16 protein-coding genes are annotated in these 14,909 nt (G+C 61.2%); all 16 read right to left on the bottom strand.

What is annotated here, in order from left to right; genetic code table 11:
• Positions 1-362: RsmD family RNA methyltransferase (locus IH971_08240; protein ID MCH7497825.1), on the bottom strand; the 362-nt coding region annotated here is incomplete at its 3' end.
• Positions 359-1,243: a hypothetical protein gene (locus tag IH971_08245; GenBank protein ID MCH7497826.1), complete on the bottom strand. Its 885-nt coding sequence runs from the start codon at positions 1,241-1,243 to the stop codon at positions 359-361. The genes IH971_08240 and IH971_08245, both read right to left, overlap by 4 nt.
• Positions 1,236-2,141, bottom strand: a complete 906-nt coding sequence (locus IH971_08250) for a hypothetical protein (GenBank protein MCH7497827.1) — start codon at positions 2,139-2,141, stop codon at positions 1,236-1,238. The genes IH971_08245 and IH971_08250 overlap by 8 nt, the downstream gene beginning before the upstream one ends.
• A 29-nt stretch (positions 2,142-2,170) precedes the next feature.
• Positions 2,171-3,067: a hypothetical protein gene (locus tag IH971_08255; GenBank protein ID MCH7497828.1), complete on the bottom strand. Its 897-nt coding sequence runs from the start codon at positions 3,065-3,067 to the stop codon at positions 2,171-2,173.
• A complete protein-coding gene (locus IH971_08260) occupies positions 3,042-3,440 on the bottom strand; it encodes a ComEA family DNA-binding protein (GenBank protein MCH7497829.1) in 399 nt (132 codons plus the stop codon). The genes IH971_08255 and IH971_08260 overlap by 26 nt, the downstream gene beginning before the upstream one ends.
• Positions 3,441-4,544 carry a molecular chaperone DnaJ gene (dnaJ, locus tag IH971_08265; protein MCH7497830.1) on the bottom strand — a complete coding sequence of 368 codons (1,104 nt, stop codon included), beginning with the start codon at positions 4,542-4,544 and terminating at the stop codon, positions 3,441-3,443.
• A gap of 5 nt (positions 4,545-4,549) precedes the next feature.
• Positions 4,550-5,182, bottom strand: a complete 633-nt coding sequence (locus tag IH971_08270) for a nucleotide exchange factor GrpE (GenBank protein ID MCH7497831.1) — start codon at positions 5,180-5,182, stop codon at positions 4,550-4,552.
• Positions 5,183-5,187: 5 nt separating this feature from the next.
• Positions 5,188-6,222: a heat-inducible transcription repressor HrcA gene (hrcA, locus tag IH971_08275; GenBank protein MCH7497832.1), complete on the bottom strand. Its 1,035-nt coding sequence runs from the start codon at positions 6,220-6,222 to the stop codon at positions 5,188-5,190.
• Positions 6,223-6,288: 66 nt separating this feature from the next.
• Positions 6,289-7,179 (bottom strand): ABC transporter permease, encoded by an 891-nt coding sequence (locus IH971_08280; GenBank protein MCH7497833.1) that lies wholly within the window; start codon positions 7,177-7,179, stop codon positions 6,289-6,291.
• Complete coding sequence (gene ftsE, locus IH971_08285) at positions 7,176-7,829, bottom strand: cell division ATP-binding protein FtsE (GenBank protein MCH7497834.1); 654 nt, start codon at positions 7,827-7,829, stop codon at positions 7,176-7,178. Before ftsE ends, IH971_08280 begins: the two co-directional genes overlap by 4 nt.
• A gap of 43 nt (positions 7,830-7,872) precedes the next feature.
• Positions 7,873-8,808 (bottom strand): calcium/sodium antiporter, encoded by a 936-nt coding sequence (locus tag IH971_08290; GenBank protein ID MCH7497835.1) that lies wholly within the window; start codon positions 8,806-8,808, stop codon positions 7,873-7,875.
• A complete protein-coding gene (gene nadD, locus IH971_08295; protein MCH7497836.1) occupies positions 8,805-9,374 on the bottom strand; it encodes a nicotinate (nicotinamide) nucleotide adenylyltransferase in 570 nt (189 codons plus the stop codon). The genes IH971_08290 and nadD overlap by 4 nt, the downstream gene beginning before the upstream one ends.
• Complete coding sequence (gene bamD, locus IH971_08300; protein MCH7497837.1) at positions 9,371-10,165, bottom strand: outer membrane protein assembly factor BamD; 795 nt, start codon at positions 10,163-10,165, stop codon at positions 9,371-9,373. Before bamD ends, nadD begins: the two co-directional genes overlap by 4 nt.
• Positions 10,166-10,193: 28 nt before the next feature.
• Positions 10,194-11,183: a hypothetical protein gene (locus tag IH971_08305; GenBank protein ID MCH7497838.1), complete on the bottom strand. Its 990-nt coding sequence runs from the start codon at positions 11,181-11,183 to the stop codon at positions 10,194-10,196.
• A 9-nt stretch (positions 11,184-11,192) separates the two neighbouring features.
• Positions 11,193-14,099, bottom strand: coding sequence for a hypothetical protein (locus IH971_08310; GenBank protein ID MCH7497839.1), 2,907 nt, complete (start codon positions 14,097-14,099; stop codon positions 11,193-11,195).
• Positions 14,100-14,128: 29 nt separating this feature from the next.
• Complete coding sequence (locus tag IH971_08315; protein MCH7497840.1) at positions 14,129-14,893, bottom strand: T9SS type A sorting domain-containing protein; 765 nt, start codon at positions 14,891-14,893, stop codon at positions 14,129-14,131.
• Between the last annotated feature and the right edge of the window lie 16 nt (positions 14,894-14,909).

A 14,909-nucleotide genomic window follows, 5' to 3' on the forward strand; every position in this document is an offset into this window, starting at 1 on the left:
GCCTGGGGCTGCAGCTCGGCCCACGTCACGCTGTTGTAGGGCGGATCGGCCAGCACCACATCGAATGGGCGCAGCGCCGCAGCCAGGAATGCGCGCACACTACCGGTAATGACGCTGCTGTTGTCGCCCGCCCGGGCCCGTTCAAGATTTTGCTTCAGGACGGCCACCAGCGCGCGATTCTGCTCCACGAAGGTCACGTGGCGGGCCCCCCGGCTGAGGGCCTCAATGCCCAGGGCGCCAATCCCGGCGTAAAGATCGCACACCTGCCGGCCGGTCCACGGCTCCAGCCGCTGAAAAAGCGACTTGCGCACAATGGCTTTGGTCGGGCGGACGGATGGATCCGGGCTTGCCTGCAGCTTCAAACCCCGGTGTCGTCCAGCGATGATAACCGTGGCGATGGATTGCGCTCCTCAATGAGGTTGAAATTGACCCGCAGCAGGTAGGCCTGCTCCGCCGGTTCGGCGTCCTTCAGCAGGCTCAGCCGGTGGTAATGAACGCTGGCGTCGTCCTCCGCGACCCCCATCAGGTGGGCATGCAGCTCACTTAGCGAGCCGTTAAGCACGTACTCACCAGCGGTGAGCGTGCCGGGGACCATCTGTAAAACGGTGCCGCCGGTTAGGGTCACCCTGTTCTTCAGGCGACGAAAGAAGCGCTCGTACTCCGAGGCCACCGGACGCAACGCCCCAACCTGATCGACCGAGGCAAAGGCGACCGTACCCAGCCAGCGATCCGGCGCGGCACCGTCATCAGGCGCCACCAGGTCCGAGAAGCGGTGGCCCTGCACCCCGGCATTGAGTAATCCCAGGGGTTGCCCGAGAGCCTCGCCGTTGATCCAGTAGATGAGCAGACCGCCGCCCACAGCCATGAACTCTGGTGTGGCCCCGGCCGGCAGTCCCGCCAGGAACCGCGCCAGCACGGCACCCGCAGAATGGACCGGCCCAACCGGCGGGCTAACCGCGCTGGCCGGCCGCAGCCGGTTTGCCAGAGCAGCTCCCCAGCGGCCGACAAGATCCGGCCGGGTGATCCACAATGCGCCCGCAGCCACCATGATCATCGCGATCAACAGGGGCCACCGGCGGCGGCGAGGAAGGGTTGCAAGTTGCGCCTCCGCGGTGACTTCGTGGGAAGCGGGGACCGTCATGCGGCTGAGGATGGCCTCAACGCGGTCGGCATCCTGGTCAACCTCGGGCCCGACCCCATTGCCCTGGAGGCCGGCGCGTGCCAGCAGATTGATGTCAAACATCCTGCCCCGCCCAGACTGCGTCGGCCAATTCGGTGAAGGCCGACTGAGTAAAGCGATTATCCGCTTCCGGCACCTCCGGCCAGTTCCAGCGCCAGAACGGGTTCAATAACGACAGCGCGCTCTGCTCCACCTGCAGGACGCCTTCAAGGAAACTGCTGCTACCCGAGCCAAGGTAAACAAAGACGTCGTCAACCTCGGGAAACTCGGCCTCCCGGCCCCCACTTAACTGCTCGACAAATGTTGCAATAGCTACCTGCAGACCGCTTTGACCTATGGTCCGCAGGTGCTGGACGGCGGTGGCATGCCGTTGAAAAAAGTGGATCGCTTTGAACTCACCATCCTCGATTTCAAGAAATTGGTCGTGGCCACCAGCGGAGGTGCGCCAGAAAAGCCGCCGACCACGCTCCAGCGCGGGCACGACCCGTTGCGCATAACTGTGGGCGGCAAACAGGCCCACCGACAACGAATGGGGCAGGTCAGCCGTGGCCGGCAGCGCATTTTCCACCGCCCGCCGGAGCACCATGGGACAATCCACATTCAAATACTGCCCAGCGCCCAGGGACAGCGGGTATTGAAAGCTGGCATAGAGGGGCTCGTCGCCAAAGCGCTCACGTTGAATGAAGTCCAACTGCTCTCTGGCATTCCACTGGGGATCGATCTCCTGCAAGGCAAAGTGGCACAGTCCAGCGTCCACGGTGACGAAGATGGGGGTCTCGTCAGCATCCCCCGTGTCAACAATAATCCGCTGGATCAGGTCACGTACCCGGGCCACATCGCGAAATGGGTCGAGCTCACTTTCCCACGGAATAACCTGGCAGGCGTTGAGCCGCACTTCCGCGCCGGTCCTGGTCCAATGGATATAGCGTAACTCATGCCCCGAAAAGGCGATGGCCAGCATGGGCTATTATCCGTAGCTCCGGGAGACCATCAGCGGCGACGCCAACTGGGATCGTCACCCACGATTCGTCCATGGCCTCGGGCGCTGAATGTGAAGAACAGGTAGCGGGATTCCTCGTACACGTCAGTGATGGGACTGGCAATGATCATTTCGGTGGTCGCGCTATCGATGCGGAGGTCATAAAGCTCCCCCGTGACCGGCCCGAACAGCAGTTTCGGCTCCAACCGGAAACGATGCCAATCGTAATCGGCGAATACCTCACTGCGGGTCGTATAGGTTGTATCCAGCACCTGGCGGAACGCGTCGGCGGCTCTCATCTGGGCCAGGGCGGCTGACCCACTGACGTACAGGCTGTCGTGATCGGCGCGATCTACGTTCCACAGCCGCACGCCGTAAGTGGTATCCGCCGCCACCCTGCGCAACAGACGGCCCACCGAAAAAGTCGTATCCATCTCGCGATCCATAAACTCGGGCAGGTTGACCCGGAACGGAACACCTGCTACACGGATAATCTGGTTGCCAATGAAGGTGGAATCGGCAATCAGGGAGTCGTGGGCTTGGCTCACCAGCATGAACAGCGTATCGCCTTCGGTGGCATAGTGGCCGCGGAGCTTATAATAATAGCGTTCAGCGGCCTGGACGATCTCCATGCGGCGGCGGCTTTCCAGACGATAGGCGTCCTCCTCCGCCCAGATGTTTTGGGGGACGTAGATGACCACGACCAAGATGACAATGGCAACAAAGATGAGCCAATCCAGTATCAGGATGGCCGTCGCCCGGGGCAGAGCGTGCCACCGGCGGGATATGGGCCCGGTGACCGTCCGCAGCGCTGCACCGACCCGCAACACTAGCGGGCTGGTGCGCACCGCTTTGATGACCCTTAACAGGAACAGTTCCGGGTTAGTGAATAGAATCGGCCAGCGCAACGATCGTTCCCTCCCACCGTTTTAACAATTTTGGGCCAATGCCGCTCACGCGTCTAAGGTCCTGAACAGTCCGAAAATATCCGTTTTCGGCTCGAAAGTCGACGATTTTCTTCGCCAGCACCGGGCCGATCCCCGGTAAGGCCTGCAACTCTTGCACCGTGGCATGATTCACATCCACCGGCGCCAGCTGGCCGCCGGCGGTGGCAATAAAACGTTCGCTGGCCTCACGAAAGGATTGTGCCGCCGCCCTGGCCGGCCCATCCGTCGCCGGTGAGAGCGCAGTCTGGCGCACCTGCCGAACCACCAGCCCCACAACGAGAAAGGCGGACAAAACCAGCAGGACTCGCTTCTCTTCGGCAGTGAAGAATTTCACTCAACCGGAGTACTTCTCATAGCGCTCCGCACCGGGAATCGCCGGCTCAATCTCCTTCAATTCTTCGTAGAAGCGCTTCTGGCGGTCGGTGAGCCGTGCAGGGGCCGCCACCTGAACACGCACCAGCTGATCGCCCCGGCCCCGGCCCCGCAGTTCCGGGAAGCCCTTGCCACGCATGCGCAGTATGAGTCCCGCCTGGATACCCGCCGGCACCCGCAGCTTGGCACTGCCCTCCAGCGTAGGCACTTCCACGGTGGTTCCCAGCGCTGCTTCGGAAAAAGTGATGTTGAGCAACAGCAGGACGTCCCGGCCGTGCCGAGTGAAGACGGGGTGCGGCAGTTCATCGAACATGACCAGCAGATCGCCAGGCGGTGAACCTCTGCGCCCATGATTGCCCTCGCCGCTCATGGTCATATAATTCCCCGCGGCCACACCGGCGGGAATCTCGACCTCAATTTGGGAGGTGACCCTGGTGCGCCCCTCACCGTGGCAGGTGGGGCAAGGCCGTTCCACCACCCGGCCGGTGCCGCCACAGTTGCGACATTCGCTCACGTGGACGATCTGACCCAGCATGGAGCGCTGGACCTGCCTGATTTCGCCACTGCCCCGGCAGTTGGGACAGGTGATCTGGCCGCCCCCCTTGGCAGCACCCGAGCCGCCGCAGGTCCTGCAATTCTCAAACCGCTTGACGCGCACGGTCTTGGTCACCCCGGAGGCGATTTCCTCGTAGGTGAGGGCGAGGGTAACCCGCAAATCGCCGCCGCCGGCGGTGCGCCGCCGCTGGCGTGAACCGGTCCCGAACAGATCGTCAAAGCCACCAAAGCCGGACATGAACGTCCGCAGGGCGTCAGACAGGTCAAAGTCAAAGCCGCCCTGCTGGCCGCCATTTACGCTCGCTGACCCGAACCGGTCGTACTGGGCCTTTTTCTGGGGATCGCTCAAAACCTCGTAAGCCTCCGAGGCAGCCTTGAACCGGCTTTCGGCTGACTTATTGCCGGGGTTCTTATCAGGGTGAAACTTTACCGCCAGCTTGCGGTAGGCCTTCTTGATCTCATCAGCGTTGGCGCCCCGGTCAACCCCCAGAGTTTCGTAAAAATCGCCCATAAGGTCTAGCCGCTCACCACCACTTTCGCATGGCGGATGACCCGGTCGCGATAGCGGTAGCCCGGCTCGAATTCTTCCAGCACGATGCCGGCTGGCCCATCTTTCGACTCCCGGCTCATGAGCGCCTCATGCAAATGGGGGTCGAACTGCTCGCCCACCGAGTTGATCACCTCCACCCCCTCCGCTTCGAGCGCCCGGGTGAATTTATCCAGCACCAACTGCATGCCCCGGACCACCGGGTCATCCTTCCGGGCAATGAGCTGGCGGGTATGCGCAACCGTCCGGCGCAGGTCGTCGAGTACGGGCAACAGTTTTTGGATGACCTCGGTGCCGCCGTAAGTGACCAGGTCCTGTTTCTCTTTGCTGGTGCGCTTAATATGATTTTCGTATTCCGCCATCAACCGAAGGTGCTTCTCCTCAAGCTCCGCCAGCCGGGCGGCCTTGCTATCCGGTTTTTCGCCCGCCGGCGCCCGCCCATCAGCAACCTTGGGTGCCGCTGAACCGGCCGCTGGCCGCTTCCCGTGCTGGCGTTCTTTTTTGGCTGCTGCCACTGTGGCCCTGGCCGAACCGGGCGGCTTCTTGGACGGCACTCCATTCACCTCTGCGGCGTTTGGGTGCGTGGATTTCTCGGTGGCCACGCGAACTAATCCTGGCCCAGCATGAGCTGGGTCATGGTGGTGCCCAGGAACTCCAGCACGGCGAACGCCTGGGAGTAGTTGACCCGTTTGGGCGCCAGCACCGCCAGGGTCCCCACCGCGGAACCCCGGTAGAAGCTCCGGCTGATGGAGGCAAACGTCGCCAGCTCTTCCTCGCCGTGCTCATCGCCAATGGTGACGTGGGTAGCACCGGCAGGCCGATGCTCAATGAACAGATTGCGCAGCCGGCCCTCATCTTCCACCAGGCTCACCAGGGTCACTACCTGACTCTGCTCATCAAATTCAGGGCTCGTGAGCACCCGTGGCAACCCTTGCACGTGTACCTCACTCTGCCTCCGGTCGGTGAGCAGTTCGCTGGAATTATCGAGAATCAGGGCAGTGATACCCAGGTCATCCGCGAGGGTTCCCCCCAGGCGGTCCCCTACCGTGGCCTGAATTTCCACCAGGCTTAAGCCGCACAGGCGCTCGTTCAGAATCTCCTCCAAGGTGACCATTTCCGTCTCGCTGACCGCCCGCTCACCTTCGGCCACGATGGTGCGGACGGCGCCACTGTCCAATTCCAGGATGAGGATCAAACGGCTTTCGCTGACCGTCAATAACCGGACGGCCAGCAGGCGGCTCTTGAGATTGACCGGGGTAATGGCGATGCCCACTCCGCCCGAGAGTTTTGATATGATCGCGGCGACAATTTGCAGCAGGGCATCGAGGTCGCCAGAAAGTTTGTCCAGGTTGCGCTTCACCTGCCCGGCCACGTCGGCGTCCAGGCTTTCCACCACCATAAGCCGGTCGACGTAGGTCCGGTAACCTTTATCGGTGGGGATTTTACCCGCCGACGTGTGGGGGTGCATCAGGTAGCCATACTGCTCCAGAACCGCCATGGTGTTGCGAATCGTAGCGGCGCTGATGGGGAACTGATACTCCTTCCGGACGCGATTGGAGGCCACCGGCTGGGCCGTGCGGATGTAATTCTCCACAGTGGCTGCAAGAATATTGCCTGCTCTCTTAGTAAGTTGACCGGTCATCGTCATCAGCTGAAAAATTTAGCCCGTCAAGGGACCGAAATCAAGGCGTCCCCTGTCGGTGCCGTCTTACCTGCTCGCCAGCGCCCGCAGACTGATAAACTTGCGCAGACTGCGTGAGGTGCCGATGAGCCCCAGTGAGACGCCCAGTAAGGCCAGGCCGGTGGCCAAATAGGGCGGCGCGATCACCCGGTAAAGTACAAACTGCTCCAGGACGTAATTGACGAATTCATGCAGCCCGGCCACAATCAAGACCGCCAGCAGACTTCCCAGCGCCCCCTGGAACACGCCCGCGACCAGGAAGGGGAACCGGATAAACCAGCGCGTCGCCCCTTGAAGGTACATGATATCAATGGCATCCAGCCGCGCATAGATGGTCAGCTTGATGGTATTGGACACCAGGAAAATAGATCCCAGCAGCGTGACCAGCCCCAGCGCTAGCCCCCCAAAAACGGCGATCTGCAGATACCGTTCCAGGATGCGCACGAGTTCTCCCCGGTAGGCCACGTCCGTAACACCGCTTAGCACCGAGATGGTGTCGGCAATACGGTTGATGCGGCGGGCGGTGCGGTAGCCGCGCGCCACCAGCACCACGGCCCCGGCCGGGAGCGGGTTGGTGCCCAATACCGCAACGACATCCTCACCGAATTCCCGCTTAAATATCTCTGCCGCCCGGTCCTTGTTAATGAACTCGGTGCTGGAGATGCCCTCAACTTGTTTCAACTGCTCGTAGACCGCGAAGGCCGCCTGGTTGTTGTAGAGCGGGTCAAAGAATATGTCGATGCGGTATTGGCTCTGCAGCCGCCGCGTCGCGCGATCGAAGTTGCTGAACAACAGGTAGGCCGTGCCAAATATTACCAGTGTAAGGGTTATGGTGAGGGTTGAGCCCAACATGGGCAGCCGGGCTCTCCACAAGGAGCGGATGCCCTCGCCCAGCAGGTAGAGAAACTTGTTCATCATGCCAGCAGCCGCCCTTCGCTGATCTCCACGAGCCGGCCATGCTTGCGCGCGGTGAGGGCATAGTCATGGGTGGCCACCAGGACGGTGCTGCCGTTATCCTCGGCCAGGAAGGTGAGCAGGTCCAACACTTCCAGGGCGGTGCCGGCATCCAGATTGCCGGTGGGTTCATCTGCCAGGATGATGGCGGGATTCTTCACAATGGCGCGGGCGATGGCGACCCGCTGCTGCTCACCCCCGCTGAGCTCCTGGGGGAAATGGTGCGAGCGCTCACCCAGTCCCACGTCGTCAAGGACGCTGTAGACCCGCTCGCGGATATCTCGCCTCGACAGGCCAATAACGTGCAGTGGCAGGGCGACATTATCGTAAGCATTGCGATCGGTCAGCAGTCGAAAGTCCTGAAACACCAGCCCCAGGTTACGCCTCAAGAGCGGCACATGACGGCTTCGTATACGGTGCGTCAGATAACCACTGACCTCCACTTCTCCCTGCTGAGGAAGCAGAGCCATGTAGATCAGTTTCAATATGGTGGACTTGCCGGCGCCCGAAGGCCCCACCAGAAACGCCAGCTCCCCGGATTCGATCTCGAAGCTGATGTCGAAAATTCCTGGTCCCCGTTGATAGGCCAGGGTGACGTTCCGGAATCCGATCATGGCCTGTCCGTCCGGATGTCCCACGTCTATACCCTTGCCCCGCTCAACCCTGATCCACGACCAAGGTGCCGACGATGAAGGCCACATAGACGGCCAGCAAGGCCCAACCCGCGCTCCGCCGGATGCCACCGCCGAACCTCAGCAGGGGCAACAAAACCACGGTGAGCCCGAGCATGACGGGCATATGGAAAGTGATGGCCTGGGCGGGCACCGGGATGGGCTTGAACAACGGGATGATACCCAATACGGCAATCATATTGAAGACGTTGGACCCCAAAATATTGCCCAGCACGATTTCCGTCTGCTTGTGCAGGGCAGCCACCATCGATGTGGCCAGTTCGGGCAAGGATGTGCCCACCGCAACAATGGTGGCGCCGATGACCAGCTCCGACAACCCGAACATGCGGGCCAGCTCTACCGCCGCCCCAATGAATAGATGCGTGCCCAGGGCGAGGATCGCCAGACCCGCCACCACCGCCAGCAACATGCGTTGCACGCTCTGGGTGGGTTTTGCAGCCGACACGTCCGGCGCGATCGTAGGGCTTTTGGCCAGGCGCCAGAGGTAGGCGATAATTCCCGCCGTCAACAGGGCGCCGTCCAACCGGCTCAGCTCACCATCCAGGCAGAGCGCAATGAAGACGACCGTAAGGCCAATGAGAATGAGCAGATCGGCGCGCACAGCTCTAAAATTGACAGCCACGGGAAAAACAATCGCACTCGTCGCCAGAATCAGGCTCACATTGGCGATATTGGAGCCCACTACGTTGCCCACGGCAATACCCTCTGCCTCCTGCATGACGGCGTAGAGGCTGACGGTGAACTCGGGCAGACTGGTGCCGAAGGCCACCACGGTCAGGCCGATGACCAGGGGGGCCACGCGCAGGCGCAGCGCCAAACGCATACCGCCCCACACCAGCCCTTCCGCGCCCAGATAGAGCATGACGCCGCCCACCACCAGCATGCTGAGCAGCAGAATCATCGGTAGAGGCCGTGTTCCCGGATGTACTCCGCCACTTCTGGCGAGAGGGAATCGGCGGTGGATTCGCGCTGGTTGACCTGGCTGCGTACCCGTGTGGATGAGATCGGGGAGTCAAAGGGCATCATCCGGAACCTGGCAGCAAGGGCTGCGGGCAGCACCACTCCGGCCCTTTCAAAGCAGAGCACCTGAACCAAATCCAGCAATTGCTCCCAGCGCTGCCACTGGTGGATTTGCGCCATCTGATCGGCACCCAGAAGCAGGTAGGGAGTGGTGTGCGGCTGCTGTTTCAACAGGTAAACCACCGTATCAACGGTGGCGACCTGCTGCTGTCGATCCACCTCATAGGAGAGCACGTCCCACTCGCGACGCAGGTTCGCAACCAGCGCCACCATTGCCAGGCGGTGCTGGGCGGATGCCGCCGGGGGTGTTTTGGCCAGCGGTGCGCTGAAGCTGGGCACGAGGTAGAGTTGTGCCAGCGGAAGGGCATCGGTTGCCAGGATCGCCATCTCGATGTGGCCCCGATGGGGGGGGTCAAAGCTGCCGCCAAATATGCCCCACTGATTCACTGGTAAAGCCGAATGTAGTAGGCCAGGTCAAACTTTCCCGTCTGGGCAATCTCCAGCAGGCGCTCCGCTTCACGCCGCAATTCCTGCGCCTGAAACCGGGCGCCATTTTCATCCAGATAGGTCCGAGCGCCAGCCAGGTCTTCGTCGATAATGTAGGCGACCAGCGTGCCAAGTCGGGCTTCATCCGCATACAGGGTATCGTAGTATTTTGCCAGCACCGTATCAAAGTAAAGCCGCGCAGGGTCAGTACGCCGCCACTTCAGATAGAGCCGTCCCGACTCGTAGATTTTCTGCGCCATTTTGTCCCGCAGCTCGGCAATCAGCTGCTCTGCCTCCGCCCGCTGCGGTGTGGCCGGAAAGTCCTCGATGAAATCCTGCAGCTCATTGATGGCATCCTCCGTAGAGCGCTGGTCGAAATAGTAGGAGGGTGATTGGGCCACAAGTGACTGCACAATGCGGTAGCGCGCGTCCACCAGATACTCCGTGGACGCCCAGCGGCGCAACAGACGCTCGAATTCTATCTGAGCTTCCACATAAAGTTGCTGCTGATATAGGCACTCCGCGTAGTAGTATTGTGCTTCAGCTGCCAGATTACCGGCCGGGTTATTGAGGACGACCCAGTTAAAATCCTCGGCCGCCCGCGCCCACCTTTCCTTCTCAAACAGGCTCACTCCCCGGGCAAAGCGCTCATCAATGTCGTCCTGCCCCCCCTGCTGGCGGCCACGCCCGGCACAGCTAGTGGCAACCAGGCCGAGGACGCACAGAAAGATAAGGGACGAACGGCGGGACATGCTACGGATTGAGTGCACCGGGCGGTGACTACCAGGCCAGGCTTACCCGCAGCCCGCCAACACCGTAAGCCAACGCCGGATCAAACCACAATCGACCGCTGAGACGCCTGGCGTGAGCGCTGTTCCATCGGGATGAGGTGAAGATAGCGTCAACCGCGCTGATGACATGATTGAACATGAGTGCGGATACGGCGTAGCTGGCGATGCTTTTCAGCTGGTTGGTCTCCGTGCGCAATTGCAAGTACAGGGTACGATTTCCCGTGATGGCAATAAGTCCCGACGCCCGGTCCTCGATCTGGGAGAGAAAGGGGTCGGCATCGTCCCAGCCCGAAAAAAACTGATTGTATTTACCAATGTTTTCGTAATACTCATTATTCTTCTGGATGAATACAAACCTGTTTGTATCGGGACTGGCAAGCAGCTGCAGGAGGCGCTTACTGTCATCGCTGGTGTTGCCAAAGATTTCCGGCCGGCCATCTCCGTCCATGTCGACAAAAAATTCCAGGTGATGGGTGCCTTTCGGACCCACGTAAACCTGCCCAACCTCCGGTCCCCACTGGCCGGTCTGGTAGAGCGCGAAGGTGGCCAGCCAGTGCCGAAAATCCCAATGCTCATCCGCCGCAGCCTTGAACGCCTGGGTCTTGCTGTCCCCCAACCTCCGGTAGCGGTCCCAGGTGACGATTGCCGCCACCTCTACACCGAGAAACAGCACCGCTTTCAGGGGCCGGCCGACGTAGAGCTGCCCGGCACCCGGCACCATCAGCGACAAAACCATGGCCCTGCCGGGATAACGGTAGTTGGGGCTGTTCACGTCAATGGCGCCGAGACTGTCGATGGACTGTGTGCCGCCGGGCTGGAAAGCTAGCGGGCGGCCTTCCAGCCAACTGGCGGACTGCGGAGTGGCAAGGTAGCCCTGCACCAGGGGGTTGGACAGCTGCGGATAGCGCGGGGCCACCGGTGCCGCTGCCTGGGCGATCCCCAGCAAGGTCATCCAGGCAATGATTGGGCCTCTGGTCATCGTTACTCCCTAAAAATCGAACAGCAGCGTAAGGTAGTGGCGGTAGCCTCGAAAATCATGGCCTAACGGACGGTGCACCTCATACGACAAGGCAAATGGAAAGACGTAAAAATTGCTCCCGTTTACCCGCAGTTCCACCCCTGCCGAGGTCTTGTAAATGTGCCGCAGCCACGAGCCTTGAAAGGCATCCCCGGCCTGGACCACCAGACCCAGTGATACGTTTTGCACAATCAGCTGAGCGAGTGAAATATTTCGCTCCAGGACCAGGGGCGCACGAATGGCCAAAGTATGAATCATAAGATTCGACCCCTGGGCCGTACTGTCATAGAAAGTATACCCTCGCAGGCCCGGCGATCCACCCCCGAAGAAGGCGAAAAAGTCGTCCACATTCTGGTTGGACAGCCAGCCAAGCCTTAGATCGTAGGCGGCGGTAACCCGGTAACGCCTGTTGAGGGCCGCATAGCGCTTGAAATTTAAGGTCAGTCGATAGGTATTATGTTCCACAAACTCGGGCACCAGGGTGCCGTAGTCTTCGCTGATGCCGAAACCGCCGATGAGGCCGTTCCTCTCAGCTCGCACCTCCGCCTGCCATTCATACCCCCGGCTGGGAAACATGTTCCCGCCGTACTGGGGTTTGCGCCTGACCAGTTGCCAGCGCGCAGCGAGGCTGGCCCCACGGAAGTAGGGAAATGAAAAGCCGCCGCTCAGGTCCGCCAATCGCTGCTTGATATGCTCACGGTACTGACTGAGGCTCATTTCCAGCCAGAAGCGGTGCGCCCCAAGGGGGAAGCGCCCTCCGGCGATGCCCTCCAGCAAGGTGAAGCGCAGGTCGTCGGTGCCCTCGTAGTCGTACCATTTGAATTTATTCGTCACGTGTCGGCGCACGGAAAAGATCTGGGCATAGAGGGTGGGGCGGAATTTGCGGAATTCGAACAGGAGGAAGTAATCGGTGTCCCCGAGCCTATTCAGGCTAGCCCCACCGAACATCGTCAGGCGATCCAGTACTTCGTTGGCGTACAGATATAGCCCCGGCTTGAGTGTCCCGTAATCCAGCATCAGGCGGGGCAGCAGAAACGGCCGCGACATGGTTTCCTGATAGGACCGGGAGCTCAAGGTCGCGTCCGGGGACGCCTGCGGGGAGCTGGGCCGGGCGGGGCGTCGATCCGGGGGCACGCCCACCTGGGAGGCTGCCAACGGTTGTGGATCCGCCAGGTAGGCGATCTTGTAGCCACCGTCCTGGTAAAGGCTGTACAGCAGCTGCCCATGCCCGTTCCGCGACGGCATGAACGCCCCCCCGATCACGTTGGTGCCGTAGCCGCCGTCGGCGCCACGCCCCTGCCAGTAGAGGTTAAAGACCCCGCTGGCATCGGTGACCATCAACAGGCCCCTGTCGTCGGCAAAGGGGTCGCGCACGTCGCTGTCGGCGGGCAAATTATTCGCGCGGGAGGACACGCTTCCGTCCGCTAGCCGCAGCTGCCAGAGGCGCCGACCATGATTCAGCGTTACATCAAAAATAATCAGGCTGTCGACCTCATCCAAGGTGAGCGAATGGATGTATTCCCCAGCTGTGAAATGGGTCAGCGTATCGATCTTTCCGCCGGCCAGCTCCAGCCGGTGAATGTTGGAAGTGCCATCCCAAACGGTGAGGTAGGCAATGGCCTGGCCGCTATCCAGCAGAACCGGGGAGGTGGCCCGCTGGCCGAAGGTGAGTTGCTCCCGCTCTCCAGCGTCCAGGTCGTAGGCGAACAGGTCCAGCCACTTTGCTCCGGTCCTCCCCGGCTCAGTGCGCCCGGCGTAGTAGAGCGTCTTGCCATCGACAGACCAGCAGGGGGCCGACACCACAGTGCCGGCCAGTTTCTCGACCTCTTCCGTGGCAAAGTCGTACAGATACAAGTCGGTCTGGCCGAAATAGTCCGCAGCGCGGTTGGAGAGAAACGCAAATTTTCTTTCCCGGGGGTGCCAGACAGGATGCAGATTGCTCGACCCCTGGTCAATGAGGACCTCACCGCTCACCGCTGAGGCTCCCACCAGCGCCATGTCGCTAGCGTAGCCCTTCTCCAACGACGCCAGCCACTCCCGGTGGAGCTGCCGCCCGGACGCACCGGTGGCGCGCTTGATGGCCCGGCTAACGGACACAGCCAGGGGCGCGGACATGAGCCGTGAAATCTCCGCCAGCGCCGCCTCGCCAAACCGCCCGGCGATGTAGCGCACCAAGGCAAAACCCTGGTTGTAAACGCTCTCGTTGCCAATGCCCCGCTTGCCAAAACTGTTCATCGCGCTCAGACTCAGCACCTTCCCATTCAACGTCCGGTCGCGCAACAGCATGTCGCGGTGGGAATCCCAAAAGTCGTAATTGGCGCCCGGATACATGAATTGAGCCACCCCTTCGGCAAACCAGGGCGGGATGTTGACCCCCGGATAGGGATATGAGACCAGGACATTGGGATAGCCGTAGAGGACATCGTCCCGCTTCTCATCCTCGTAGTTCAGAATCTGGAAGTAGAGTCCCGGTATGCGCGTGGAGAACTTCATGGCCGTGGCCAGCTGGACGATGTGCACGAACTCGTGCGTGATGACGTCCTGCATCCAGCGGTGGCTGCCCCGCAGATCGAAGTCCAGCGGCCGGGCCCAAATTTCGATCTTGTTGTCGTAGTAATAGGCGATGCCGTTGGAGACGTCGTCCACGTCCTTGATCACAATCTCGGTCTTGGCAGCCGGTTCGTGGCCGTAAAGGTTAGTTACCGGACCGTATATTTTCTCGGCCACCGTGGCCGCCTCCCGAGCCGAACGCTCCGTACCTTCGTGATAGTGGATAAGGAAATGGTCCGTCTCAAAGGTCTGCCACTCTAATTCGGGGTGGTTGAACCACAGTTCCTGACCCTGGACCAGAAGCGGCAGCCCAGCGGCCAGCAGCAAGAACCGTAATCCTGCAGCCGGTCCCGCCTTCATCGCACCACCGCAATTTTCACCAGCGCGGACGCGCGCTGCGCCCCCTCCTCCAGCTCCACCACCGCGTAGTACAGCCCCGCAGGGTTGCTACCGACCTCCCAGACCCATTCGTTGTAGTCGTTGGAAACTAGCGGGCGCAGGGTGGCCTTTTCCACCGACAGACCATCCACCGTGTAGATGCGAATGGTGGCGCTGGAGGCCGTGCCGGTGTAAAAGCGGATGGTGGTCCTGTCGCCCGTTACCGGGTTGGGGTAGTTATATACCCGGGCCGGATCGAGAATGTCGGGTTGCACGGCCTTCTCGGTGCCGTCGTTGAGGGAATAGCGGCTGCGGGCGTGGCGGCCTTCAGCGGTGACCCATTGGGGGTTCTGTTCGTCGGGATGAAACCAGTGGATGCGGTCGCCGTTGGCCAGACCCACACGGCCATCAGCCAGGTGCATGAGGAAGAGTTCATCGGGACCGGCACGCAGCCCCAGCCGCGACAGTACCCGACCTTCGGGGTTATAGATGACGATCTCATCCTCCCTGACCACCACCAATTCCGGCCGGCTATCGTCCATGAGGTTGGCAATGAGGGCGGGACCGGCGAATATCCCGGCGATGGGGAAGCCGTCCACTACCGTGCCGTCGGCGTTAACGGCCGTGAGTCGCTCCTGCTCATTAACTCCCGCCGAGGGCCTGTGACCCGCGACGATCTCGTCCAGACCATCGCCATCCACATCACCCAGGCTGATGAAGTCCGTCACCGTCCAGTAGATCACGGTATCCAGCTCCATC

The organism is Candidatus Neomarinimicrobiota bacterium (assembly GCA_022560655.1).
Classification (GTDB): domain Bacteria; phylum Fidelibacterota; class Marinisomatia; order SCGC-AAA003-L08; family TS1B11; genus JADFSS01.